The organism is Kitasatospora sp. NPDC032757 (assembly GCF_055579305.1).
In genome coordinates, this window is sequence record NZ_JBVINN010000039.1 from 1 (window position 1) to 22,921 (window position 22,921).

Here is a 22,921-nt window from a genome sequence, read left to right on the forward strand (position 1 = left end):
CGGTCGAGTACCTGTGGGCCCACGTCAAGCACAGCCTCGCGAACCTCGCCAGCGTCGCCTTGGACCGACTCGCCACGCTCGTCCGCAACCGACTCCAGTACCGCCCCGACGTCCTCGACGGCTTCCTCGCCGGAACCGGACTCTCCCTCGACCTACCACCCTGAAAAGCCGAAGTCAGTACCGACTGCTGCCGCTGCTCGGTCCGGGCTCCAGCGTCGCTGGCGACTACCTGACGCGACGTGAGGCGTCCGTTGGCGTGGAGCACCCGGAGTGGCTCGAAGGCGTCGTACCGATCCTGACCTGGGGCTGTGCCATGTACGCAGGCGTTGATTGTCTCAGTGAGGACGGTCAGGTCCTGCTCCTCGAGCCGAACCCGTATAGCGGCGGATCATGGGATCAGTGTTGGTTCCTCGACTCCGCCAGCCTCGCAGCGGGGCTGGCATGGCTCGCGGGACGGGCTGGTTCGAGGATGACGCCTTCGACAGGGACGACCCGGTCGAGCTTCAGCCATGGGACCAGGCCGCAAGCCGACTGTCCTCCGGCGCATAGCGAAACACCGACGCTTCGTCCCGTTGGCGCAGACGCCGTCATCCCGGCCATGCTCACGGCTCCCTTCGGAGAGTCGGCATCGGGAGGGCGACCAACGCACTGGCTGCGCTTCTGGTGACCTGTGCGAGCAACTTCGTCCTGGCCGGGGCGAGGTAGATCTCGGTGGTGGTCAGGGGGTGCCGGAGGACCGTGCCCGTGCGGATGGCCGGCCGAGGTTGCCGGCCGGCTGGGCGGGCCTCGGGGTGTGCGAAGCGGCGAGCGGCACCCACCGGGGAGAGTGGTCGGCTTCCGCCGCGGGCCGGCCCCGGTGTGCCGGGTGGATCACGTAGAGTCGACCAATGGCGAAGTACTTCGACGTGCACCCGCAGACCCCCCAGGCCCGCACCATCGGCACCGTGGCCGACAGCCTCCGCTCCGGGGCCCTCATCGCATACCCGACCGACTCCTGTTTCGCCCTGGGCTGCCGTATGGGCAACCACGAGGGCCTCGAACGGATCCGGTCGATCCGGCGTCTCGACGACCGCCACCACTTCACCCTGATGTGCGAGAACTTCGCCCAGCTGGGGCAGTTCGTCCACATCGACAACGCCGTCTTCCGCGCCGTCAAGGCGGCGACGCCGGGCAGCTACACCTTCATCCTCCCCGCCACCAAGGAGGTCCCGCGCCGTCTGATGCACCCGAAGAAGAAGACGGTGGGGGTCAGGATCCCCGACCACGTCGTCACGCGGGCCCTGCTCGCCGAACTCGGTGAGCCCCTCGTCTCCAGCACCCTGCTCCTCCCCGGCGAGGACGAGCCGATGACCCAGGGGTGGGAGATCAAGGAGCGGCTCGACCACGTGCTGGACGCCGTGGTGGATTCCGGTGACTGCGGTACAGACCTGACGACGGTCGTCGACTTCTCCGGCGGCGCAGCCGAGATCGTCCGACGCGGGGCCGGCGACCCCACGCGCTTCGAGTGACGACACACTCACGGTTCGGCCGGCGACAGGCCCAGGGCCGAGGGCCTGCACGGGAAGGAAGTGGCCTTGCCGGCCTCGGTCAGCCCGACTGCCCCACTCACCTGGAGCAGGGCCCACCGCCAGGCGTCTGCCGCGGGCCGGCCGGCGGACCGCACGGAGGTGTCCAGCCGGCGTCGCAGCGTCGGCTCGTCAAGCTGACGGTCACTCAAGCCAGCTCAGGCGCTGGCACTGTGGTCGGCACAGTGCTGTCCGGGGCGTTGCAGTCCGGTGACACGGAAGGCTCTATTCCGTCGATTGTTCGCACTAGGTTCGATCGTGCACGCCGCCGCATTGCCTCGCGGTTCCTGCACGAGAGGGGACGGGCAATGTGCGAGACCTCACCCGTACCTCGCTCAGGAGAACCTGCATGTTCCCGTCGACGACCCGTCGCGCGACCACCGTCCGCACGCTGGCCCGCACCGTCCTGGCAGCCGCTCTGATCGTCCCCGCCGCGACAGCCTGCAGCTCCGCGTCCGACGCGAACGGCACCACCGCGGCCACCTCAGCCGCCACGCCCACCACGCCCGCCTCGCAGGGCACCGCCGCACCGGCCGCCGCCACACCCGCCGCGCCCACCACGCCCGTCTCTCCTGCCGCACAGGGCAGCGCCGCTCCTGCCACCGCGCCCGCCGCGCCCGGCGCCACCGCACCGGCTGCCCCGCCCGCTTCGCCTGCCCCGCCCCGGGCCACGGCACCGGCCACCTCGGCCAAGGCGAAGTCCCCGGTCCACACCCAGCCCCTGGTGGACGGCAGCACGGCCGAGGTCCAGGAAGTCGGGGCCCAGCACTACGTCGCCAAGATCGTCCACGGCGGTGACGTCCTCGCCACGCTGGAGACGAAGGGATCCGACGCCGGACTGGACGCCAACGACATGTTCGTCGTGCTCTCGCTGGACGGCCAGGTCCACTCCTGGATGGGCGGCGGGCACCAGGGGCCGGGCACGTTCAAGCTCGCGGGCGGCTGGACGGCCAAGGTCACGAAGATCGGCGAGCTCCGGTACCGCGCGCAGATCCTCGGCATCGACAATGCCGTGAACGGCACGCTGGAGTCGAACCAGCAGGACGTCGGAGGCGTCGCCAACGGCGTCTACATGGTGCTCACCGCCGGCGGCGAGATCAGCGCCCACATGTGACCGAGCACTACCAGGGCGCTTCCTTCGGATCATCTGCACCGGCTCGCGGCGGCCGGCGTCCGGCTCCGGCGTCCGGCTCCGGCGTCCGGCTCCGGCGCCCGGCGGGAAATCTTTCGGTTCACACAGCCTCAAATGACGGTGGCCCACCGGCTGGTGCCGAAGAATCTCCTGCCTTCGTCCGCTACGCTGCTCCGCGCCGCCCTGGCGTGCTGGGTCGCCGGATTCTCCGGGCAGCCGGGATTGCGGGCCCGCTCGGCCGGCCGGCACCGGCCCGCCGGGCAAGCGCATTGTTCTACCCACACACACGACCTGCCTGCACATCGGCCCCACGGCCGTTGAAGGGGAGAACATGCGACGGGTTGGCGAGTTCGTGGGCGTAGCGCTGCGGGCAGTCGCCCGGGGTGTGCCGGTTGGCCGGTGTCGCCAGGACGGTGCCGGCCGCGGTGTTCGCGGTCGGCACCGGTTCGCGTTCCTGGAGAGCCGGCAGCCGGCGCGGCGCGGTTGGCCGGGCCTGCCTCACCTGCGGGTCCGAGGGCCCCGGGTCGCTTCGGCGGTCAGGTGGACGGCTCCGTTCGGGGCTGCGGGGCTCGGAGGCTTCAGATCAGCTTCCAGGAGTGGTCGTCGTTGTCGCTGCAGTAGTACAGCGTGAGGCGGGCGTCGTTGCCGCCGGTCCGCACGCCGTCGACGTCCAGGCACAGGCCGCTCTTGAGGTTGACGACCCAGGAGCCCCCGTTGGCGCGGGGCAGCAGCCAGAACTGCTGGTTGTCGCCCGAGGTTCCGTTGCAGGTGTACTCGCTGACCTTGGCGCCGGCCTCCACCGCACCGTAGTCGTGGACGTCGAGGCAGAGGTTGTCCTTGGCGTTGCGGATGCTGTACAGGCTGTAGCCGTTGCTGGTGGTGCCCTGGCTGTCCCAGTAGAAGAGCTGGTTGTCGCCCGAGGTTCCGTTGCAGGTGTACTCGTTGACGGGGCCGTTGATCCTGCCGGCGCCCAGGTCAGGGATGTCGGCGCACTTGGCGGTGACGGTGTTGTACAGGAGGTACGGACCGTAGGCGGCGCTCGGGTTCGCGGCCCGGCCGGGCGCGGCGGTGTGGGGCTCGGTAGCGGCCCCGGCCGCGGGTGCGGTACCGAACGACAGGGCGCCGAGCACGACGGCGGTGCCGAGCGCGGCGCCGGCCTTGCCCGCGAAGCTTTTCCTGCTCATCGAACTCCTCCAGTGGTGAACGGGTCGGTACTGGTCTGCGGCCCGTCGTGGCAGCACCGCGAGTCGGCGCGAAGCTGCGCCGATCTCGGGCTCCTACGTGATGGCCGGTTCGGCTGTGCATCTCCATGCTGGGCGCCAACGGCGCCGGGGCGCACGCTACTTCGGCCTGCGCCGAAGCTCTCCGGTAGCCTTGCACGGTCGCAGACGGCACGACGGTGACCCTGCCTCCGAAAGGCAGGACCCGGCTACTTGCGGGAGGGCGGACGTGCTGCGCGTTCATTTCACGGCGGACGACCTGTGCAGCGTGACGCTGATCAGCCAACTGCCGCAGCTGGGCGAGGCGGTGCTGAGCGTGCAGGCGCTGCGTCGCAACGATCAGCGGCTACGGTTCGACGCCTGGCGCCGGAGTCTGCGCGGGAACCTGCCGGCGAAGGTCGGACCGTTGCTGGACCTGGTACCCACGCACGGTTGGATCCCGGACTTCCTCACGTCCACCAGGGACAACGGAAGGGTGCGCGACGTGCTGGAGGCCATCCGTGCCGTTCCGCGGCGGCAGCTGACGGCAGATCTGAACCGGCTCGCGTCCGCACACTCGTTACCCGGGTGGGTGCGCGGGCTTGCCGACGGCGACCCGGACGCCATGAACGCGGTCACTCGCGCTCTGGCCGCGTACCACGACCTGGCGATCGCGCCACACGCCCGCCGCATGCAGACCGCTGTCGACGCCGACCTCGCCCGGCGGGTGACGACACTGCGCAGACACGGCGTCGGTGCGCTGCTCTCCGGCCTCCACCCGGCCTTGCGCTGGCAGTCACCCGTACTGACGGTGCCCTCCCCATTCGGCCAGGACATCCACCTAGCCGGGCGTGGCATGACGGTGGCTCCCGTAGTGTTCGGCGGACCGTGGCCGCGGCTTCTGGTCGGCGACCGCGACGACCGGCCGGTACTGATCTACCCGCTCGCGTTCGATGCCGTGGCCAACCCCCTCGCCCGGCCCGCATCGGACGGCCGGCAACAGCAAGCGGCAAAGGCACTGGGAACGGTGCTGGGCGCCACCCGGTCCGCAGTCCTGCATGCCGTCGCCGCCGCGCCCGGGCTGAGCACCTCCGAGGTGGCCAACCGGGTCTCCGTCTCGCTGGCCTCGGCCTCCGAGCACGCCACCAGCCTGCGCGATGCCGGACTCATCACCAGCCGCCGCGAGCGCAGCCGGGTACTGCACTACCCCACGACCGCGGCCGCCGTCCTGCTCAACGCGCCCCACACCGTACCGCCGCAGGCGGCGCCCGTGGGACCACGACCACGGCTCGGAGACTGAGGGACATCCGCTGATGTGATGCGCATCACTCTCCGGTCGCCTCGGGCCGGGCATGCCCGATCATGATCGGTATGGACGCTCGTTTCCTTGGTATCGCCGAGCTGCTCGAAGTCCCGTCCGTGGCGGTCGTCGTCGACGTCATGCGTGCTTTCACCGTGGCCGCCTGGGCGTTCGCCCAGGGGGCGGAAGAGATCGTTCTCGCCGAGTCGCTGGAAGAAGCCCTGGCGCTCAAGGCTCGCCACCCGGATTGGGTGGCACTCAAGGACGGTCCGCCCGTACCTGGGTTCGACGCCGTCAACTCGCCGGGTCTGCTGCGGTCCATCGACCTCGGCGGACGGACCGTTGTGCAGAAGACCACGGCAGGAACGGTCGGCGCCCTCGCGGTCAAGGAGGCGCCGCTGGTGCTGTGCGCCGGCTTCGTGGTGGCGGAGGCGACGGCTCAGCTCTTGCGGACGCGCAGGAGTGACAGTGTCACGTTCGTGGTCACTGGCGAGGACGGGCAGGCCGACGAAGATCTGGCGTGTGCTCAATACATCGCCCGGAGGGCCACCGGGGCCGGGACGGACGCTGCCGAGTTCCTCCGCCGCGCTGCCGAGTCGCGCGCCGCCGCCGAACTGGAGGAGGGGGTGCGCCAAGGGGTCCATCCCGACGACGTCGCGCTCTGTCTTGAGCTCGACCGCTTCCCCTTTGCGATGGTGGCGACCCTGGAAGGCTCGCTCATGGTCCTGCGTCCGTACGCCGTTCCTTCGTTGACCGACGACGCCCCGATCTGATCGCCGGCGAGGCGCGACCCCCACCGCGCGAGGAACTGAGCCGTGTTCGCCCCGATGGTGCGTCACCGCCCGCCTTCACAACACGGCGGCGGTGCCGTGGGACGCGGCACGCAGTGCAGTACGGACGCGGCAGGGGCACGGCGGGCCGGTGCCGACGGGGGTCCGCATGGACACCTCCCCGCCATGACACCGGCTCGCCGCCGTGCCGTTCCTCCGGGGCCGCGGGCCGTCCCGGCTCCCGACGCCGGCGTCAGTAGACGAGGATGTCCCAGTGACTGCCCTCGTTGCAGTACAGGTTGCCCGAGGCGGCCTTCCACTGCGGGTAGCCGTCACCCCGGAGGCCGATGTAGGTGAAGCTGTTCTGGATGTAGCCGTCGATGCAGGAATTGCGGGAGATGTCGACCTTGTACCCGTTGTAGTGGCTGTAGGTTCCGGAGGCGTGGCCCACCTCGGTGCCGCCCGTGATGTTGATGGCGCAGCCGCTGGACTGCTTGAGGGTGATGATCGTGCTCACCGTGCCGGAGTTGATCTGCTCGAACGAGGTGCAGGTCGAGTTGGATCGGGTGGTGCAGCCACCGCTCGAGCTCCAGGTGATGCCGGCACTCCTGAACTGGCCGGCGGCCGTCGACTGCGACAGCTTGGTACCACTGGCGCCGGCCGTGGGCGCCGAGAGGGCGAGCCCGGCCAGGGCCAGGGCGACGACGGCGGCTGCGGTGCGGGGCTTCATCTGCTCTCCCGGTGAAGGTGGTTGACCTCGGACTGGGGCACCCCTCTCGTGGTCGGCCGGACGCGCCCGGCCTCGGCCTGCCGGGCGGGCAGTCGAGCGCGGGGCGGGCGGAGGCCGACCACACAGGGGGTCGTGCAAAATGCCATGCGGCAGTGCGGTGATGCGGTGTCGCGGCAGTGCTTCGGCGCGGGGGAAACGCATGATCCGCCCGGCCCCGATCGTGTTCGCAGGGCGGCCGGGGCGCCGGTGTGAGTGTGGGGAACCGTGCGGGAGCGGTACGACAACCAGGATGGACCGACGATGTCTATGCGAGTAGACCCCTGCCCGTGAATTTCGCGTGGCGGCCACGTATCCGAAAAGCGCAGACGCTGCCCGGCGTCCGTCCCGGCCCGTGGCACCCTCCCGGCGATCGAGGAGAGCATCCTGCGCCCGCTCGGCCTCGACCAGACCCGGTGGATGGGCACCTCGCCCACCCTCCCCCGGCCGCACGCCCAGGCGACGTACGGGCCCGCGGGCGGCAACGGTCGGTGGCGGGGCTCGCGTCGTCGAGGCGGTCCCTGGTGGGAGCCGCGCTATCGTGACCCCGTGACCGGTTCCGTGCAGCGTCCACTGCTGTTCCTCGACGTCGACGGACCCCTCATCCCGTTCGGCGCGGCGTCCCAGCAGTATCCGACCTATGACGCAGGCCCTGAACCGCTTCGCGCCGACGCGAATCCGCTCCTGAGCAGGATCGATCCCGCGCACGGGCTCCGGCTGGCCGCGCTCCCGTGCGAGGTGGTCTGGGCCACGACATGGATGGCTGACGCGAACGAGTGCATCGCTCCCCGCATCGGTCTGCCGCAGCTGGCGGTGGTGGTCTGGCCGGAATCGTCCGACCTCGACGACCAGGACGAGCGGAACGGACTGCACTGGAAGACGCGCGCCCTCGTCGAATGGGCGGCGGGGCGCCCGTTCGCCTGGGTCGACGACGAGGTCACCGACACCGATCGGGCCTGGGTTGCCGCCCACCACCCGGGACGCGCCATGCTCCATCGCGTCGATCCCCGCCGTGGTCTGACCGATGGCGACTACGCGGCTATCGACGCGTGGCTGCGACAGCTGGTCTGAACGCGGCTGAGGAAACGGGAGGCTGAGGAAACGGGAAGAGGCCGCCGGGGGCCGTTGAGGCTCCCGCCCGGCCCCCGTTCTGACGCACGTTCTGACGCCCGTTCCGCTGTGCTGGATGCGGCGTGGCCGCGTGGGAGGGAACGCCCGTCAGGGCTTCTGCCCACGGGGGACGACGAAGTCGGTCAGCACGGCGGAGCCGGCGTCGGCCTGCGCCCACGGTCCGCTCAGCGTCAGCAGTGCGAGCCCGGAGGTCGGGAACTTCGCCGCCATCCGCTCGCGCGCGTCGCCGAGTGCGTCTCCGGCCAGGGCCAGCGGCAGCTCCTGCACCCCGGGGAAGTGACCGACCAGCAGCAGCGAGCGGACGCGGTCCGGCACCTCGTGCACCACGGCGAGCAGGACGGAGACACTCGCGCCGTACAGGCGCTCGTCGTAGGTCACCGCCGGTGCGGTGCTCAGTTCACCCGCGACCAGTTCCCAGGTCTGGCGGGTGCGGCGGGCCGGTGAGCACAAGACGGCGTCCGGCAGGCACCCGGCCGCCTGCAGCCACCGGCCGGCCACCGGGGCGTCGCGCAGCCCCCGTACGCCCAGCGGCCGGTCGCGGTCGGCCACGTCGTCGGGCCAGGCGGACTTGGCGTGCCGCAGCACCATCAGACGTCGGGAGTCTTCCATCCTCATACCGCCCAGCCTGTCAGCCGGGCCGGGAAAGCGCATCGGCTGCACCGGCGCGCCCGCGCAGCACCACCAGGGCCTGCAGTGCGCTCCGGCCACGCTCGCCCGGCAGCATGGCGGCGCTCGCGACGCGCCGATCGGCGCACCAGCGACCCGGCGCCACACACTGCCACCCAGCCGGCCCCGCGGCGGGCATCGCGGCGGCGTGTGGTAGTAGCTGACGGTGATCGTGGTGCGGCCGCCGATCAAGGACCCCGGGTCGACGTCGAAGACCGCGACGCCGTAGGGGAAGGCGGTGTCGGGGTCGCGGACCGCCGACCAGGTGGCCTTCTCCTGTTCAGGCCGTCGACCTACGTGCGGGTCTCCGCCGCCTCGACCCGTCCCAAGCCGGCCTTCGCGGTGCCCAGGCGCAGCCGGGGACGGCTCACCGACGCCGCGGTCGCCCAGGACACCGTCAACTCGCGCGAGGGATCGTTGCCGAAGCTCAGGTGCAACGACGACCCGGCATCGGACGGAACGGGCACCCTGCGAAGGGGGTCTCGATCCGTGGACCGGACCGTCAGGTGTCCGCCCCGCTGGAGAACCTCACCGTCGACGCCCGAGAGCACCGGGCCCGCACCGCCCTCGCGGACGACTGCCCCGACGACGTCGCGGTGAGGCTCACCCACGGAGGCCGGGCGGTCCCCGGCCCCGGGCGAGGCTGGAGGGCTAGTCGGTGACGACGTTGACGGCGGGATAGATCTTCGGTGGCACCTCGGCCATCCCGACTTCCCTGAGCACGGGCATGAGGTGCTCGGCGAACCGCTGGAACGCCTCCTCCGACTCCCAGGCGTCGACGACGAGCCACCCGTCGGCCGTCGGGCCGGCCACGTGGGACAGCAGCCCCGGCGCGGGCCAGTCACCCCGTGACCTCAGAGCACCCTTGCCGCCGCTCAGCCTGTTCGTGACCTGCTCGTACTGCTCCCGGGTCCCACCCGGCGTCTCGTGCACGATGATGATCGCCATCGGGCGACACCTCCTCGATTCGACTTCCCACAGTCCACGTCCCCCAGGGGGAAACCGCCCACCGAGTGAGCCGAATGCCGCACGCACCACGCCGACGGCAGGACCGCCGGGCCGCCCCGTCCCCGGCGGTCGACGGAGCGGGCGCGGTGGAAGCGGGGCGGGGGGACCAGCAGCTTCGGTGCTCCGGCGCCGCAGGTGTTCGGGCAGGCGACGCTCAGGGCCGCCATCCGGTGCAGCAGCCGGCCACGCACCCGGCCGGTGCGGGGCCTCGCCCGGGTCCGCACCGGCCGGCTGCGCCTCAGTCCTTGGTGAAGGTGAAGGTGACCTGGGCGTTGTTGCCCGAGCCGCCGCTGTAGACGCAGGAGTAGCCGCTCGGCACCGTGCAGGTGTAGGAGTTGGCACCGGAGTAGGGGTTGTTCCAGGTCAGGTGAACCTGCCCGCCTTCATTGATGTTGTAGGTGACCTCCCCCTCCGTACCGGTCATGAAGCCGCACGACTCGCTGGCGAACATCACCGCGCCACGGGAGTTGACCCAGCTCTGCGGAGTCCGGTTGTCCATCCAGCATCCGTGCAGGAGGCGGTTGCCGGCCAGGGCCAACGGCTTGGTGGTCTTGTTGAACACCGTGACCCAGGTACTGCGAGCCGCCTCATCCGCGGCGGCCGTCACCGGCACCGCGGCGGGACGGGCCTGGGCGGGAGCGGCAGTCAGCACGAGGGCGGCGCATGCGATCGCGCCGGCGGCGAGAGTCCGGATCTTCTGCACGGGGTGTTCCTGACGGGTGGGGAGGAGCCCGAACGCGGGCCTGTCCGCACCACCCTTCGGCCTGTACTGACGGCCAGTCAACTGATCATGGATCGGGAGGTTCGAATGCGGACGACGACTGCCCGAAAGGGCCAGCGGCCGAGGAGCTCAGGCCAGAACCGCCAACGGGACGGGTGGGCGGCGGCCGCGGTGGGGGCGCCGGCCCGGCGGCCGCACCAGCGGTGACGGCGGCCGGGCACGGCCGATCTCCCCCGTTGTCCGGCGGCCGGACGCCGGCGCCCACGCGTGGTGCGCAGGCCATCGCCCGCCAAGGAGAAGGGGCTCCAAGGGCTGTCCCGTTACCGGGAGGCGTGCGGGGCGGTCCGTTGGTGGATGGCCCCTCCGGGGGTGAACCAGCCCGCCTTCTTCCGGACGGCCGGGCTCGGGTCGTGGGCGTGGGACTCCTCCACGGCCGTGAGGGCCCGGGCGTCGCTGTGGACGAACTTGCCGACGAGCTCGACGGCCCTCTGCCGGACCTGCGGGTCGGGGTCGGAAGCCAGGTGCAGCAACGCGGGTTCGAGGACCCGGTCCGCGCCCGGTGTGCACGTGTCACCCTTGCACCGGTCGCAGGCCAGGGCGTGGAACGCGGCGATCCTGACCCGGGCGTCCGGATCGTCGGCCATGGCGATGAGCTGACCCATCGACTCGGTGTCGACCAGGTGGTCCAGGAGTCGGCAGCAGCCCTCGCGGACGGCGGCGCTCTCGTGGGACAGGCCGGCGCGGATGGCACCCAGCGCGTCCTCCTTGCGCAGCAGCAGCTCCCAGTAGGCCGCCACGGCGCGGTGCGGGTCGCCCAAGCACGAGACGAGGGCTTCGTTGTCGGTCCTGACGAATCCGAGCATGGCCCCAGTCTCGCGCCGTGCGGCAACACCCGGCAAAGGAATTTCGCCCCGGTCGAGGAGAGCGAGGCCCGTGCGCCCGAAGGCCGATCGCGGGACGGCCTTCAGCTGTTCAGGTGGCGTCCGATCGTCAGGAACGCCTGGACGAGGGGCACTTGTGGAACGGCCGGGGAGACGACCTGGGAGGCGTAGTGGACGACGACCAGGTCCAGTGCGGGCGAGATGAAGAGCCGCTGGCCGTGGCTGCCGCTCGCCACGATGGGGGCCGTATGGGTCGTTGCGATCAGGACCGGCGCAGCGTCCGACGACGGCGCGGGCTTCAACGCCGGTGAGCGGGCCTCGGCCCCGGCCCGTGGTGCCGCCTCCGTCATGGGCGTGGACCCTCCCGTCCGCTCGGACGCGAGGGTCCACGCCCCCGGGTCAGCGGGTGACGCTCCAGACCAGGCTGCGGGTCAGCGCCGGGGTCAGGGCCGGGTCGATGACGGCCGAGGTGGGGTCGTTCGCAACGGCCTTGAGCTCGTGGGCAGCGAGCTTGGGGCCGGTGGGGCCGAGGTCGGAGACGGCGACCGTCTTGCGGTCGCGCAGGGCCGTCACCTCCTTGCCGTCGAGGTACCAGCGCAGCTTGGTGCCGGAGACCGGGAGGTCGACGGTGACGCTGTCGGCCGCGTTCAGCCGGGTGGTGACGGGCGTGGCGCTGGAGAGGGTGGAGGCGTGCCGGTAGAAGCCGGCGATCATCGCCTCGCGGCCGGGGAGGTTGAACTCGCGCCCGAGGGACCGCATCACGGAGTTGTCGGTCGGCCGGTTGAGGCCGGACGGGTAGTTGCCGGCGCCCTGGTAGGCACCGACGGTACCGCCGTCGGGCGAGGTCTTCCCGAGCCAGCGGTACCACTTGACCTTGTCCTGGCGCATCCGGTCGGCGCTCAGGGTGGTGATGTTGGGCTGCGGGGGCTCCGCACCCCGGTAGGGCTCCTGGCCCTCGGCGACGTACTCGTCCGCGAGCTTGCCCAGCGAGTGGCCGGTCTCGTGCACCGCTATCTGGCCGGACGCGCCGTTGCCGCCCGCCACGGTGGCGATGCCCTCGTACCCGAGCGGCGACTGGGTGCTGCCGTAGCCGGCGCCGCCGTACTTGGCGGTGTTGGCGACGACGATCACGAGGTCGGCCTGCGGAGCCTTGGCGGCGTAGGCGTCGACGGCCTTGATGTCCGCGCACAGCAGCCGCTCGATGGAGTTGCACCAGAAGTGCGAACCGAGGGCGGTCTTGCGGACGGTGCTCTGCTTCGGGTCCCCGGAGACGCCCGACTGTGCGGAGACGGCGTCCACGGCCCACACGTTGAACAGCTTCCGGTAGGTGGCGTAAGGCTGGACGGCGCTGATCTCCTTCCACTTCGCCGCGGCGTCCTTGCGGAACTTCGCCTGCTCCGAAGCCGTGTAGCCGTCGCCGATCATGACCACGTCCAGCCTGCTGTCCGTGCTCCCGTTGTTGACGATCTTCGTGACGGCACCGTCCCCGGCGGCGGCCGCGCCCATGGACGGCTCGGCGACGAAGGGGGACGCCGCAGGGACCTTGGCCCGGCTGATGGCGCCGTCCTCGGCGAAGACCTCGACGTCCTGGTCACCCGAGGAGGCGGTGACGGCGTCCTGGTCACCCGGGGAGGCAGTGACGGCGTCCGGGTCGGACGGAGCCGCGACCGCCGGGCCGACGCCGACGGCGAGGGCCGCCAGCGTCGTGACGCCGGCCAGGAGGAGCGAGGTGAACCTGCTGTTGCGCAAAGGAGTTCTCCGAAATCGATGGGCAGCGAAGAGCGGTGACGAGCGGTTCCGTGCGTGACGAGCGGCCCGCAACGACCCTCCCCGCGCCGTCGTTCCCCACCTCCGACACGGGCGCACAGGGCCCGAGCCGACCGGGCGACACCGCCCGGTCACCACCTCACCGGTTGGTACGGCCCACTCCCCACGAACGGTTCACGCCGGCTGTCACCGCCTCCCCCACGCCGAAGCTCCTCTGCCTCCAGGCGATCGACGCGGGCGGCAAGGGCGGCAAGGCCGGCAAGGCCGGCAAGGACGGCACGATCCGTCACGTCATGAGCGGGGTCAACCCGCAGGGCGTTCACGTCAGCAGCTTCAAGGTGCCCTCCGCCGAGGAGCTCGACCACGACTACCTGTGGCGCTACGCCTGACGCCTGCCGGCCCGCGGGGACATCGCGATCTTCAACCGGTCGCACTACGAGGAAGTCCTCGTCGTGCGGGTGCATCCCGAGAACCTCGACCACCGACGACTGCCCGAGGAGGCGAAGGGCCGGGACGTCCGGGCGCGCCGCTACCGGAGACCAACGGATGGGAGCACTACCTCCGCATGCTCGGCACCGCCGAGATCAGCCTCGCCCGGGTCGGCCGTGCCCTGCCGGCCCTCGTCGGCCTCCTGCGGGGCCCGGGGTGTGCGGCAGGAGTGCGGCGGCGGTGAGGCCGATGAGTCCGACGGCAGCCAGGGTGATCATGGCGGCGGCGTAGGCGTGGCTGGTGAGGCCCGCGACGAGGATGGTGCCGGCGACCGCGGTGCCGAGGGAGGAGCCGAGGTTCGAGACGCTCCGGGACAGGCCGGAGATCTCGCCCTGCCGGTCTTCGGTGAAGCTCGACTGGACGATGTTGACCGAGGGGGTGAGCATCACGCCGAGGCCGAGGCCGATCAGGAGCAACCCGGGGGCGAAGGCCCAGGGGCTGGGTGAGCCGCCGACCACGACGATCAGGACGACGATGCCGGCGATCGTGCCGAGGAAGCCCGTCAGGATGAGGGTGCGCTGCGCGTGCCGTTCGGCGAGGCGTTCGGCGGCGAGGGAGGACGCGAGGATGCCGAGGGTCGCCGCGGTGAAGATCACGCCGGTCTGGATCGCGTCGTAGCCGCGGACGACCTGAAGGTAGGAGGCCACGGTGAAGGACACGCCCATCAGGAGCAGCCACTGGGTGTTCTGGGTGACCAGCCCGAGGTTGGAGACGCGGCTGCGGAACAGGCTGGTGGACAGCAGCGGTTCCTTGCCGGCCCGTTCCCGGGCGCGGACCCACAGGAAGAAGCCGGTCAGGAAGAGCGCGCCGAGGGCGAGCAGGGCGAGCATCAGCCAGACGTTGTTGTCGGCGGCCAGGATCCCGGTGACGACGAGGACGAGCCCGACGGCGGACAGGATGGTGCCGACGGAGTCGAAGGGACGGGTCGGGTCCGGCGGGAGGGGGTCCTGGATCCGGCGGCTGAGGATGATGATCACGACGATGACCAAGGCCTGGAACACGAACGCGGCCCGCCAGCTGATTGCCGAGGTGATGAGCCCGCCGATCAGCGGGCCGGCCGCCGCGCCGATGCCGCCGAGCGCCATGATCGTCCCGAAGGCGCGGGCACGTGAGGTCGTCTCGGTGAAGAGCAGCGTGGTGAGGATGTAGACGGGCGGGATGAGCAGGGCCGTTCCGACGCCTTCGAGGATCGAGTTGCCGAGGATGAGGACGCCCAGGCCCGGCGCGGCGGCGCTGATCAGCGCGCCTACGCCGTAGACGACGAGGCCGGTGAGCAGACACCGCTTGCGGCCGTAGCGGTCGGTCAGTTTGCCGCCGGGGATCATCAGGGCGGCCATCACCAGCAGGAAGACGGTGATGGCGACCTGCACGCCTTGCACGGTGGTGTCGAGGTCGTCGCTGATGTCGTTGATCATCACGTTCATGTTCGAGCCGGCGAAGCTGCAGATGAACTGGGCGAGGGCGAGCGGGGCGACGACCCGTCGCAGGGCGGCGGGCGTGCGTGCCGGGGCGGAGTCAGCCATCGGCGCCGCCGCGTTCCACCGTGTCGAGGTGCTCGTCGAGGGCGATGGCCGCGGCGCCCGGCACGGGGGTACGGGGACCGCCGGTGACGACGTGCCCGGCGATCGCCGGGTAGGCCCACATGGATGGCTCCCTCGTTCGATCATGGTCGCCCGCGGCGTTCATGCGCCGGGACACGTTGCGCCGGAGCTTGCCGCTTCGACCCGCCCTCGGTCGCCGCCGTCGCACGTTCAACTCCCCCGGGCCCCGCGCGGCCGCGGCGGGCCGACCCGGGCCACCGCCGCGACCGACGGGGCGAACGGACGAACGGAGGAACGGAGGAACGGAGGAACGGACGAGCGCACCGTCGGCACCTGGCCGAGGCCCGTTCCCGGTGGTCGTACACTCCCACCACGTTCGCACCGGGGCAGGGCGGTCGCCGCGGGGACGACGTCGGCCCGCCGCGGGGACGACGTCGGCCCGGGCCGCCACCCGGGCTCGACGCTGCGGACCGACCGACGCCGCTGCCGCCGTCACCTGCAGCCCGCCCGGTCGCGGGGGAAGGCGGCAGTGGAGTCAGGAGAGGATCTTGGCCTTGGCCTGGGCGAACTCCTCGTCCGTGATCTGGCCTGCGGTGCGCAGTTCGGTGAGCTTTGCCAGTTGATCGGCCGTGGATTGCTGTCCCGGCGCGCCGGCGGTCTCGCGAACGTACGCGCGGAACCGTTCGTCGCTCTTCTGCGCCTTGTTCAGTTCGCGCTCGCCCATGCCGCGTCCGCGGGCGATGAGGTAGACGAAGACGCCGAGGAACGGGAGGAAGACGAGGAACACGGCCCAGCCGCCCTTGGCCCAGCCGCTCAGCGAGTCGTCGTGGAAGAGGTCGATGAGGATCCGGAACAGCAGCATGAACCAGAGGATCCACAGCATGAACCAGAAAATGGTCCAGAAGACGTTCAACAGCGGGTAGTCGGCCGCGAGGTTCATGGCTTTGATCTCCTGTCCCGGAACGGCCTGGGCCGCCCCGAGTCGTGGGGCTGAGGTCGAGTGCGGCGTGGGAGCCGGGGTGGGGGCTGGACCTCGCCGGGGTGCCAGGTCGTGTCGGGGATCGGCTGCTCCGCGCTGCGCGGGGGCAGGAGGGCGGACCAGCCGTTTCCGGGCAGCGTCTGCGTCCGGGTTCCGGCGGCGGCGTCGGTCCGGGTGGGACCGACGTGCAACGGGTCGATCGGGGCGACGACCGCAAAGGACGTCGTCACCGAGGGCGGCACGGGTGTGCGCTCACTCATGTCCTCATGCTGCGCGCGGCCCCCGGTTCACGCATCCGCTCGGCTCGGTGGAGGGCCGGCCACGGGCGGCGGCGCACCGAGGTCCCGGCACGCCGGGGCCCCGGTACGGCAGGAGCCTGTCGTACCGGGACCGAATGAGCGGTTGGGAGCCGCCCCCGGAGACGGCGGTGGCCTGTGGACGTGGATCGCCGGGGGCCGGTCCGAACGCCGCCGTCCGACGGGGCCGGACGGCCGGGGTCAGCCCTCGGCCTCCATCGCGGCCTCGATCTCCGCGTCGGCGACGGCGATCGCGACGCCGAGCGCCGCGGCGATGTTGCCGGCCGCCGTCATGACACGGGCGGTGCCGACGATGGGGGCGATCGCCACCAGGACGTCCTGGAGCTTCTCGGCGGTCAGGCCGGACCGCAGGGCGGGATCGATGTGGGCGAGGTACGAGATGGGGGGCGCGTCACAGGCGACGAGTGCGGCTATCCGGGTGAGGATGAGCGTGTCCGGGGCCAGGCCGCACCGCTCGATCGAGTCGATGGTCATGGCGGCGAGGGTGTCCAGGACGGGCGTTTCCGATGTGGTGGACATGGTGAGGGGCCTCCTGGTGCTTCGGCACCGACGCCGGGGCGCTGCCGGGAACGGACAGACGGGCGTCGGCCGGGCTGCCCCTCCACGGTAGGAGCCTTCTGGGACGCGCGCGCGGGAGAGCCGTGGCGGGGCCGGGGACGGGGCCGCGGCCGAGGGATACGGGCCGGGCGAGTCAGGCCGGTGGAGGGTGATCGGTCGAGGTGCAGCCGGCCGGGACCGCGGGGACGGGGGCGCCCCGGGGTCCCGGCCGTGGGGGGTACCGGCCGTATGGAGGCGCAGCCGGTCTGCTCAGCAGCCCGTCGAGGGGGTGGTGGGGCTGCTGTGACCGGAATGCTAGACCGGCTCGATGCCCGTGAACAGGGCCTTGACCTGCAATTTTCCGGCCGCGGACATGCCAGGCGACCAGAGTCCCCTACCCCTGCCGGGCAGCCGTGTGGAAGCCGGTCAGATCTGCCGGGCCGGGTCGGAGAAGGTCGGGCCGCCGGCGGCGAGCAGGTGCCGGACCGGGGCTGGGGCCGGGGCCGGGTCGGTCGCGGTTTCGCCGGGCGGCTGGCGGAAGTCGGCGCCCTGCGCGACCGGCAGCGGCGGGCGAACGCCGGACTGGGCGGGCACGGGCGCGTCGGCGGCGGGCTCGGAGAATGCGGGCAGCCCGAGGCTGCGACGGTCTGGGGTCATGATCCCAGTCTCGCAGCCCGAACAGGCTGGGCGGAAACGATCGCCCGGCCGGTCCACGGCACGCCCCTCTCGGGGCAGGGTCACCCCGGTGGTCAGCGGGGGCGGCGGCCCGTGAGCGCCTGCCAGCGGTCCTTCGCGCCCTCGAGGTCCTGCTTCGCCGCCGGGATGCTGGTGTCGGCGTCCCAGCGGGCGGTGGTCTCGTCGAGGTGCAGTTGCGCGCGCGTCTGTTTCTCGGTGTCCTCCTGGACGCGCCGGAGCTCGGCCTCGGCCTCGCGGATGCGGGAGTCCCGGTCGCGCTGGGCCGCCTTGGCGTCGGCGATGGCGTTGTGGACGTCGACGACGAACCTCCGGACGCGGTCCTCGTCGGCTTCCGCAGCGGGGTAGGTCAGCAGGTGCTGGCGTCCCTGCGGGTCGACCACGTAGACGTGGTGGGCCGTCGGGGCGTGGTCGGATCGGACGGCTATCTCGTGCAGGGGCAGGTCGGCTCGATCGTTGCCGGTCCGCATGCCGAGAACGTGCTCGTGGAGGCTGAGGGGGCCGAGTTCGTCGCGCGGCTCCCCACGGCCGGGTTCGCGGAGGGCGGCGATGCGCTGCTCGATCGCGCGTATGCGGCGGCGGTGGGCGTCGGCGGCAGCCCTGACGGCGCCCCGCGCGCGGCCCAGGTCCTTCTGCCGGCGCTGCTTCGCTGCGCGCAGGGCTCCCCGCGCGGCGGCGAGGTCGCGGCGAGCCGCGTCGTGCTCCGGGGCGAAGGCGTGCCTCCAGGCGCCGGGGTAGCGGCAGAGTCGCCAGCCGGCCGCTCCGGCGGCAGCCAGGACGATCAGCACGATCCAACCCGCGGCGCTCACATCGCCCTCCCCCTGTGGCAGTCGGTGCCCCCGCCGGGGCAACCTCTCGGACGGGCACCCGCCCCGACGACTATCAGCAGGCCACCGGGGGCCCGTCAAGCCTTTTGGATCACCCCGTGACGGCGCACAGGAGCAGTGAGGGCGCAGCAGGCCGGCCGGGGCGGGCACCCGGCCGTGCTGCCGGGCTGTTCAGGTCCTGCAGGACGTGGACAACCGTGTCGAGCGGGAGGCGGACCTCCCGGGAGCACATGCCCATCGGTCCCATCAGCTCCGCCCGCCGACGGGGTGGGCGGCTTCATCCGGTTCGACGGAGCGGGCGGCGGCGAAGAGCCGTGCGCAGCGCTGCGTCATGGCCGCGGGTGACTGGTCGGGGTGGTTGATCCACCAGCGGACCAGGGCGGTGCACAGGCCGCGCCAGGCGTACTTGAGGGCGTCGGCGTCGAGCGGGTCGCCGGATCCGGCCGCGTGCAGGAGGTCGGCGGTGCCGGTCGCGGCGAGGTCGTCGATGGCGTCGCGGTAGTGCGCCGCCCGGTGGGCGGCGTCGCTGCCGGGCGGCAGGGTGGCGTCGTAGAGGACGAACCATGCCTCGCGTTGTCCGTCCAGGGCGCCGAACAGGGCGTTCAGCACGCGCAGGGAGGTGGGCGGTGCGCCTGCGGGGTGTTCGGCCATCGCGGTGCGGACGGCGTCCAGCAGCCGGTCGCCGACCGGGTCCAGGCAGGCGAGGTAGAGGTTCTGCTTGCTGCCGAAGTACTGGTGCAGCAGCGGTTTGGTGACGCCCACGCGGGCGGCGACGGCGGCGATGGTGGTGGCCTCGTAGCCGCGGCGGCCGAACTCCTCGGTGGCCGCGGCCAGGACCTGTCGTTCTCGCTCGGCCCTCGGCACGCCCTTGGTGCCGGCCTTGGAAGGAGGCGTTGTCATGGGCCTGATATTACCCTAGGGTAATTTTCCGTTGGGTAAGTTACCTGGACCCCGCTGGGAGCACACTCATGCCTGTCGCCCCGCCCGTCCCCGGCACCTCCCGTCCCCGGTCCTGGTGGGGCTGGGGCTACGCCGACGCCCACCCCGGCGACGCGGAGTGCGCCGCGCTGGGAGCGCTGTTGCCGGGCACCCTGGCCCGCCCCCTGCCGGTCCCCCGGGTCTCCGACCTGACCGTCGCCCGGCCCCGCGCGACACCCCCACCGGCCTTGGCGCACCTGGTCACCGCCGACCCCGAGGCGCGCGCCGCGCACGCGATGGGCAAGGCCTACCGCGACGTCATCCGGGCGCTGCGCGGCCGGCCCGGCCGGATCCCCGACCTGGTCGCCCGCCCGGCCGACGACCGGCAGGTGGCCGACCTGCTGGACTGGGCCGGCGAGCAGGACGTCGCCGTCATCCCCTTCGGCGGCGGCTCCTCGGTCGTCGGCGGCGTCGAGTACCGCGGCGACGCCCACCGCGCCGTGCTGTCGCTCGACCTCACCTCCATGGACCGGGTCCTGGAGGTCGACACCGCCGGCCGTTCGGCCCGCATCCAGGCCGGCGCGCTCGGCCCCGTACTGGAGGCGCAGCTGCGGCCCCACGGCCTCACCCTGCGCCACTTCCCGCAGAGCTTCGAGTTCTCCACCCTCGGCGGCTGGCTGGCCACCCGGGCCGGCGGCCACTACGCCACCGGCCGCACCCGCATCGACGACTTCGTCCAGTCCCTGCGCGTGGTCACGCCCGCCGGAAGCGGCGCGTCCTGGCGGCTGCCCGCATCCGGCGCCGGGCCGTCGCCCGACCGCCTGTTCCTCGGATCGGAAGGCGCGCTCGGCGTCATCACCGAGGCCTGGATGCGCCTGCAGGAGCGCCCCCGGTACAGGGCCTCGACCTCGGTGGCCTTCGCCGACCTCCACCGTGCGCTGGACGCGGTGCGCGCCATCGCGCAGTCCGACCTCGCCCCGGCCAACTGCCGCCTGCTCGACCCCGGCGAGGCGCTGCTGGCCGGCGCCTCGCACGACGGCTCCGCCGTCCTGGTGCTGGGCTTCGAGTCCGCCACCGCCCGCGTCGACGACCGGCTCGCGAGCGCCCTGGAAGTGGCCCGCGCCCACGGCGGCCGTGGCGGGGCGGCCGCGGCGGAGGGCGACGCCCCGGCCGATGCGGCCGTGGGTGCCTGGCGCTCGGCCTTCCTGCGCATGCCCTACCTGCGCGACGGCCTGGCCCGCATGGGCGCGGTCGTCGAGACCTTCGAGACCGCCGCCACCTGGGACAGGATCCCCGCCCTGATCGACGCCGTCCGCGCCGAGGTCGGCGCCGCCGCCCTCAAGGCCACCGGACACCCGGCCACCGTCAACTGCCGCCTCACCCACGTCTATCCCGACGGCGCCGCCCCCTACTTCACCGTGGCCGTCGCCGGCCGGCCGGGCGAGGAGGTCGAGGTCTGGGACGACCTCAAGGCCGTCGCGACCGACGTCCTGCACCGCCACCGCGCGACCATCACCCACCACCACGCCGTCGGCCGCGACCACCGCCCCGGCTACGACCGCCAGCGCCCGGAGCCCTTCGCGCTGGCCCTGCGCGCCGCCAAGGACGCCCTGGACCCCCACCGCATCCTCAACCCGGGCGTCCTGCTCGACTGACGGGACGGCGGCCGATGCGGCCGTGCACGGGCTGACCGGGTGGGTGGGACGTCAGCGGATGACGCAGCGGAAACCCAGGTGGCAGGTCGCGGTGTCCTCGCTCTGCCCCTGCCGGGCCGCGGGCCGGTACCGCAGGCAGTAGTCCGGCGCACACAAGTGCGACCCGCCCTTGATCACCCGTCGTGGAAACCGCTCCGGCAGCGACCCGCCGGGGCCGGCCGCGGGCGGGGCGTCGACGCGGGGGTTGCGCGGCGCGCAGCAGGCGCTGGGAGCGGGGTCTCGATGGCGGGTGGTGTAGTGGTCCGTGGTCCATTCCCAGACGTTGCCGGCCATGTCGTGCAGGCCGTAGCCGTTGGGCGGGTAGGAGCCGACCGGGGTGGTGCCGGGGGCGGGGTTGGTCTTCCCGGCGGGCAGGTACTCCCACGGGAAGCGGCCGTGCCAGGTGTTCGCCATCCGACGGCCCCTGGGTGCGACGTCGTCGCCCCAGGGGAAGACGGCCGAGTCGAGGCCGCCCCGGGCGGCGAACTCCCACTCCGCCTCCGTCGGCAGGTCCTTGCCGGCCCAGTCCGCGTAGGCGCGGGCGTCCTCGTGGGCGACCTGGGTGACCGGGTGCCGCTCGCGCCCGTTCAGGGTGCTGCCGGCACCGTGCGGGTGGCGCCAGGACGCGCCCGGGACATAGCTCCACCACCGCCGCCAGTCATCCAGGTCGACGGGCCCGGAGGCCATCCGGAAGACCAGCGACCCGGGGACGAGCCCGGCCGGATCGGCACCGGGGTAGTCGGCTGCATCGAGGGGACGCTCCGCCACGGTGACGTAGCCGGTCGCCTTCACGAAGCGCCGGAACGCGGCCACCGTGACCGGGTGCTCGTCCATCCAGAACCCGTCGACCGAAACCGGGTGCACCGGCCGTTCCTCCGGGTAGAAATCCTCGGATCCCATCTGAAAGCCACCGCCCGGGATCCACGCCATACCGCGGGCCGGCTCCACGAGCGAGCCCTGTGCAGTCGTCGTCATGACATCGACGGTGCACCAACCCCGACCGGGCCGCCCCGACGACACACCCGGGGAAACACACCTGTCCGAGGGCGTCCGCCCGCCGCCCCGGCTCAGGCGACCGTCAGGACGATCTTGCCGGTGGTACGGCCCTGCTCGCCGATCCCGTGCGCCTTCGCGGCCTCGGCCAGCGGCAGGACCGTCTCGACCACGGGCTTCAGCGCGCCCCGCTCCACCAGGGCGGCGATCTCCCGCAGGCCCAGGTGGTCCGGCTCGACCAGGACCCACACGGCCCGCACCCCGTCCTGGGCGGCGGGAACGTCGTCGGGCCCCGGCAGGGTGATCAGCCGGCCGCCGGCCCGGAGCACCTTCAGGGAGCGCTCGGCCGTCTCGCCGCCGAGCCCGTCCAGCACCACGTCGATGTCGGACACAACGTCCTCGAACCGCACGGCGCGGTAGTCGACCACCTCGTCCGCGCCCAGCTCCCGCACCAGCCCGTGCTTGCCGGCGCTGGCCGTGCCGATGACGTACGCGCCGCGGGCCTTGGCGATCTGCACCGCGAGGTGGCCGACCCCGCCGGCCGCCGCGTGCACCAGCACCCGCTCCCCGGGCCGCACGTCGGCCGTGTCCACCAGGGCCTGCCAGGCGGTCAGCGCGGCCAGCGGCAGCGCCGCCGCCTCCACGTGCGTCAGGCCCGCGGGCTTGGGGGCGAGGTGCCGGGCCGGCGCCACCACGTACTCGGCGTATCCGCCCGCCTGGCGCGGGAACAGCGGCATCCCGAAGACCTCGTCGCCGGGGCGGAACATCCCCACGCCGGGCCCGACGGCCTCGACCGTGCCGGAGACGTCCCAGCCGACCGCCGGCACGGCGCCCCACTCGATGAGGCCGCCGCCGGCCCGGGTCTTCCAGTCCACCGGGTTCACTCCGGCCGCGTGCACGCGCACCAGGACCTGGTTCAGCCCCGGCTCGGGGCGCTCGATCTCGCGCTCGACCAGGTTCTCCGGCCCGCCCCACTGCTCCACGACCACCGCTCGCATGCTGTTCCGCCTCCGTCGTTCGTTTCGAT

General features: G+C 72.4%; 23 protein-coding genes and 2 pseudogenes. 8 read left to right on the forward strand and 17 right to left on the reverse strand.

Features of this window, described 5'->3' with window-relative positions; genetic code table 11:
• From ACZ5WK_RS31515 to ACZ5WK_RS31525, 3 genes and pseudogenes are all read left to right on the forward strand, one after another.
• Nucleotides 1-164: pseudogene (locus ACZ5WK_RS31515) on the forward strand (IS630 family transposase); the annotation flags it as partial.
• 723 nt (nucleotides 165-887) lie between these two features.
• The gene (locus tag ACZ5WK_RS31520) at nucleotides 888-1,508 is read left to right on the forward strand and encodes an L-threonylcarbamoyladenylate synthase (RefSeq protein WP_465552493.1); all 621 of its coding nucleotides are present in this window, start codon (nucleotides 888-890) and stop codon (nucleotides 1,506-1,508) included.
• A gap of 406 nt (nucleotides 1,509-1,914) precedes the next feature.
• A complete protein-coding gene (locus tag ACZ5WK_RS31525) occupies nucleotides 1,915-2,679 on the forward strand; it encodes a hypothetical protein (RefSeq protein ID WP_465552495.1) in 765 nt (254 codons plus the stop codon).
• A gap of 596 nt (nucleotides 2,680-3,275) precedes the next feature.
• On the opposite strand, the gene ACZ5WK_RS31530 is transcribed toward ACZ5WK_RS31525, so the two are convergent.
• On the reverse strand, nucleotides 3,276-3,881 hold the full coding sequence (locus ACZ5WK_RS31530; RefSeq protein ID WP_465552497.1) for an RICIN domain-containing protein: 606 nt from the start codon (nucleotides 3,879-3,881) through the stop codon (nucleotides 3,276-3,278).
• 265 nt (nucleotides 3,882-4,146) lie between these two features.
• On the opposite strand from ACZ5WK_RS31530, the gene ACZ5WK_RS31535 reads away from it, so the two are divergent.
• Together ACZ5WK_RS31535 and ACZ5WK_RS31540 are read left to right on the forward strand one after the other, a co-directional pair.
• The gene (locus tag ACZ5WK_RS31535; protein ID WP_465552499.1) at nucleotides 4,147-5,196 is read left to right on the forward strand and encodes a winged helix-turn-helix domain-containing protein; all 1,050 of its coding nucleotides are present in this window, start codon (nucleotides 4,147-4,149) and stop codon (nucleotides 5,194-5,196) included.
• A 71-nt stretch (nucleotides 5,197-5,267) separates the two neighbouring features.
• Nucleotides 5,268-5,969 carry a 2-phosphosulfolactate phosphatase gene (locus tag ACZ5WK_RS31540; RefSeq protein ID WP_465552501.1) on the forward strand — a complete coding sequence of 234 codons (702 nt, stop codon included), beginning with the start codon at nucleotides 5,268-5,270 and terminating at the stop codon, nucleotides 5,967-5,969.
• 250 nt (nucleotides 5,970-6,219) lie between these two features.
• On the opposite strand, the gene ACZ5WK_RS31545 is transcribed toward ACZ5WK_RS31540, so the two are convergent.
• Entirely contained in the window at nucleotides 6,220-6,696 is a 477-nt protein-coding gene (locus ACZ5WK_RS31545) for a hypothetical protein (protein WP_396320320.1), read from the reverse strand.
• A 585-nt stretch (nucleotides 6,697-7,281) separates the two neighbouring features.
• Here ACZ5WK_RS31545 and ACZ5WK_RS31550 point away from each other — a divergent pair.
• Nucleotides 7,282-7,803: an HAD domain-containing protein gene (locus ACZ5WK_RS31550; RefSeq protein WP_465552504.1), complete on the forward strand. Its 522-nt coding sequence runs from the start codon at nucleotides 7,282-7,284 to the stop codon at nucleotides 7,801-7,803.
• A gap of 147 nt (nucleotides 7,804-7,950) precedes the next feature.
• Here ACZ5WK_RS31550 and ACZ5WK_RS31555 read toward each other — a convergent pair whose 3' ends face one another.
• The 6 genes from ACZ5WK_RS31555 to ACZ5WK_RS31580 form a co-directional block, all read right to left on the reverse strand.
• The gene (locus ACZ5WK_RS31555; protein WP_465552506.1) at nucleotides 7,951-8,478 is read right to left on the reverse strand and encodes a SixA phosphatase family protein; all 528 of its coding nucleotides are present in this window, start codon (nucleotides 8,476-8,478) and stop codon (nucleotides 7,951-7,953) included.
• A gap of 702 nt (nucleotides 8,479-9,180) precedes the next feature.
• Nucleotides 9,181-9,477 (reverse strand): hypothetical protein, encoded by a 297-nt coding sequence (locus tag ACZ5WK_RS31560; RefSeq protein ID WP_396320323.1) that lies wholly within the window; start codon nucleotides 9,475-9,477, stop codon nucleotides 9,181-9,183.
• Between the two features lie 298 nt (nucleotides 9,478-9,775).
• Complete coding sequence (locus tag ACZ5WK_RS31565) at nucleotides 9,776-10,240, reverse strand: hypothetical protein (RefSeq protein ID WP_465552508.1); 465 nt, start codon at nucleotides 10,238-10,240, stop codon at nucleotides 9,776-9,778.
• Between the two features lie 338 nt (nucleotides 10,241-10,578).
• Nucleotides 10,579-11,121, reverse strand: coding sequence for a HEAT repeat domain-containing protein (locus ACZ5WK_RS31570; protein ID WP_465552510.1), 543 nt, complete (start codon nucleotides 11,119-11,121; stop codon nucleotides 10,579-10,581).
• 101 nt (nucleotides 11,122-11,222) lie between these two features.
• Nucleotides 11,223-11,375, reverse strand: a complete 153-nt coding sequence (locus tag ACZ5WK_RS31575) for a hypothetical protein (RefSeq protein WP_465552512.1) — start codon at nucleotides 11,373-11,375, stop codon at nucleotides 11,223-11,225.
• 163 nt (nucleotides 11,376-11,538) lie between these two features.
• The gene (locus ACZ5WK_RS31580) at nucleotides 11,539-12,888 is read right to left on the reverse strand and encodes a M64 family metallopeptidase (RefSeq protein ID WP_465552514.1); all 1,350 of its coding nucleotides are present in this window, start codon (nucleotides 12,886-12,888) and stop codon (nucleotides 11,539-11,541) included.
• A gap of 227 nt (nucleotides 12,889-13,115) precedes the next feature.
• Here ACZ5WK_RS31580 and ACZ5WK_RS31585 point away from each other — a divergent pair.
• Nucleotides 13,116-13,468 (forward strand): annotated as a pseudogene (locus ACZ5WK_RS31585) (polyphosphate kinase 2 family protein); the annotation flags it as partial.
• A gap of 22 nt (nucleotides 13,469-13,490) precedes the next feature.
• Here ACZ5WK_RS31585 and ACZ5WK_RS31590 read toward each other — a convergent pair.
• The 7 genes from ACZ5WK_RS31590 to ACZ5WK_RS31620 all read right to left on the reverse strand — a co-directional run bounded on the left by ACZ5WK_RS31590 (nucleotide 13,491) and on the right by ACZ5WK_RS31620 (nucleotide 19,189).
• On the reverse strand, nucleotides 13,491-14,918 hold the full coding sequence (locus ACZ5WK_RS31590; RefSeq protein WP_465552516.1) for an MFS transporter: 1,428 nt from the start codon (nucleotides 14,916-14,918) through the stop codon (nucleotides 13,491-13,493).
• A complete protein-coding gene (locus tag ACZ5WK_RS31595) occupies nucleotides 14,911-15,039 on the reverse strand; it encodes a hypothetical protein (RefSeq protein WP_465552518.1) in 129 nt (42 codons plus the stop codon). Before ACZ5WK_RS31595 ends, ACZ5WK_RS31590 begins: the two co-directional genes overlap by 8 nt.
• Nucleotides 15,040-15,471: 432 nt before the next feature.
• Nucleotides 15,472-15,876, reverse strand: a complete 405-nt coding sequence (locus ACZ5WK_RS31600) for an SHOCT domain-containing protein (RefSeq protein WP_465552520.1) — start codon at nucleotides 15,874-15,876, stop codon at nucleotides 15,472-15,474.
• A 536-nt stretch (nucleotides 15,877-16,412) separates the two neighbouring features.
• Nucleotides 16,413-16,751: a carboxymuconolactone decarboxylase family protein gene (locus tag ACZ5WK_RS31605; RefSeq protein ID WP_396320330.1), complete on the reverse strand. Its 339-nt coding sequence runs from the start codon at nucleotides 16,749-16,751 to the stop codon at nucleotides 16,413-16,415.
• Between the two features lie 444 nt (nucleotides 16,752-17,195).
• Nucleotides 17,196-17,426, reverse strand: coding sequence for a hypothetical protein (locus ACZ5WK_RS31610; RefSeq protein WP_465552522.1), 231 nt, complete (start codon nucleotides 17,424-17,426; stop codon nucleotides 17,196-17,198).
• Between the two features lie 92 nt (nucleotides 17,427-17,518).
• The gene (locus ACZ5WK_RS31615; RefSeq protein ID WP_465552524.1) at nucleotides 17,519-18,271 is read right to left on the reverse strand and encodes a hypothetical protein; all 753 of its coding nucleotides are present in this window, start codon (nucleotides 18,269-18,271) and stop codon (nucleotides 17,519-17,521) included.
• Nucleotides 18,272-18,535: 264 nt separating this feature from the next.
• Entirely contained in the window at nucleotides 18,536-19,189 is a 654-nt protein-coding gene (locus ACZ5WK_RS31620) for a TetR/AcrR family transcriptional regulator (protein WP_465552526.1), read from the reverse strand.
• Between the two features lie 68 nt (nucleotides 19,190-19,257).
• Between ACZ5WK_RS31620 and ACZ5WK_RS31625 the strand changes: the two genes are divergently transcribed.
• Nucleotides 19,258-20,862, forward strand: coding sequence for an FAD-binding oxidoreductase (locus ACZ5WK_RS31625; RefSeq protein ID WP_465552528.1), 1,605 nt, complete (start codon nucleotides 19,258-19,260; stop codon nucleotides 20,860-20,862).
• 51 nt (nucleotides 20,863-20,913) lie between these two features.
• Here ACZ5WK_RS31625 and ACZ5WK_RS31630 read toward each other — a convergent pair whose 3' ends face one another.
• Together ACZ5WK_RS31630 and ACZ5WK_RS31635 are read right to left on the reverse strand one after the other, a co-directional pair.
• The gene (locus ACZ5WK_RS31630; protein WP_465552530.1) at nucleotides 20,914-21,876 is read right to left on the reverse strand and encodes a formylglycine-generating enzyme family protein; all 963 of its coding nucleotides are present in this window, start codon (nucleotides 21,874-21,876) and stop codon (nucleotides 20,914-20,916) included.
• Nucleotides 21,877-21,968: 92 nt separating this feature from the next.
• Nucleotides 21,969-22,892 (reverse strand): NADP-dependent oxidoreductase, encoded by a 924-nt coding sequence (locus ACZ5WK_RS31635; protein ID WP_465552532.1) that lies wholly within the window; start codon nucleotides 22,890-22,892, stop codon nucleotides 21,969-21,971.
• Nucleotides 22,893-22,921 lie beyond the last annotated feature (29 nt).

Excerpts from the sequence above, each read along its gene's own strand:
- ACZ5WK_RS31520 (WP_465552493.1), top strand. The coding sequence starts at position 888 with ATGGCGAAGTACTTCGACGTGCACCCGCAGACCCCCCAGGCCCGCACC.
- ACZ5WK_RS31525 (WP_465552495.1), top strand. The coding sequence starts at position 1,915 with ATGTTCCCGTCGACGACCCGTCGCGCGACCACCGTCCGCACGCTGGCC.
- ACZ5WK_RS31530 (WP_465552497.1), bottom strand. The coding sequence starts at position 3,881 with ATGAGCAGGAAAAGCTTCGCGGGCAAGGCCGGCGCCGCGCTCGGCACC.
- ACZ5WK_RS31540 (WP_465552501.1), top strand. The coding sequence starts at position 5,268 with ATGGACGCTCGTTTCCTTGGTATCGCCGAGCTGCTCGAAGTCCCGTCC.
- ACZ5WK_RS31545 (WP_396320320.1), bottom strand. The coding sequence starts at position 6,696 with ATGAAGCCCCGCACCGCAGCCGCCGTCGTCGCCCTGGCCCTGGCCGGG.
- ACZ5WK_RS31555 (WP_465552506.1), bottom strand. The coding sequence starts at position 8,478 with ATGAGGATGGAAGACTCCCGACGTCTGATGGTGCTGCGGCACGCCAAG.
- ACZ5WK_RS31560 (WP_396320323.1), bottom strand. The coding sequence starts at position 9,477 with ATGGCGATCATCATCGTGCACGAGACGCCGGGTGGGACCCGGGAGCAG.
- ACZ5WK_RS31570 (WP_465552510.1), bottom strand. The coding sequence starts at position 11,121 with ATGCTCGGATTCGTCAGGACCGACAACGAAGCCCTCGTCTCGTGCTTG.
- ACZ5WK_RS31590 (WP_465552516.1), bottom strand. The coding sequence starts at position 14,918 with ATGGCTGACTCCGCCCCGGCACGCACGCCCGCCGCCCTGCGACGGGTC.
- ACZ5WK_RS31595 (WP_465552518.1), bottom strand. The coding sequence starts at position 15,039 with ATGTGGGCCTACCCGGCGATCGCCGGGCACGTCGTCACCGGCGGTCCC.
- ACZ5WK_RS31600 (WP_465552520.1), bottom strand. The coding sequence starts at position 15,876 with ATGAACCTCGCGGCCGACTACCCGCTGTTGAACGTCTTCTGGACCATT.
- ACZ5WK_RS31605 (WP_396320330.1), bottom strand. The coding sequence starts at position 16,751 with ATGTCCACCACATCGGAAACGCCCGTCCTGGACACCCTCGCCGCCATG.
- ACZ5WK_RS31610 (WP_465552522.1), bottom strand. The coding sequence starts at position 17,426 with ATGACCCCAGACCGTCGCAGCCTCGGGCTGCCCGCATTCTCCGAGCCC.
- ACZ5WK_RS31620 (WP_465552526.1), bottom strand. The coding sequence starts at position 19,189 with ATGACAACGCCTCCTTCCAAGGCCGGCACCAAGGGCGTGCCGAGGGCC.
- ACZ5WK_RS31625 (WP_465552528.1), top strand. The coding sequence starts at position 19,258 with ATGCCTGTCGCCCCGCCCGTCCCCGGCACCTCCCGTCCCCGGTCCTGG.
- ACZ5WK_RS31630 (WP_465552530.1), bottom strand. The coding sequence starts at position 21,876 with ATGACGACGACTGCACAGGGCTCGCTCGTGGAGCCGGCCCGCGGTATG.
- ACZ5WK_RS31635 (WP_465552532.1), bottom strand. The coding sequence starts at position 22,892 with ATGCGAGCGGTGGTCGTGGAGCAGTGGGGCGGGCCGGAGAACCTGGTC.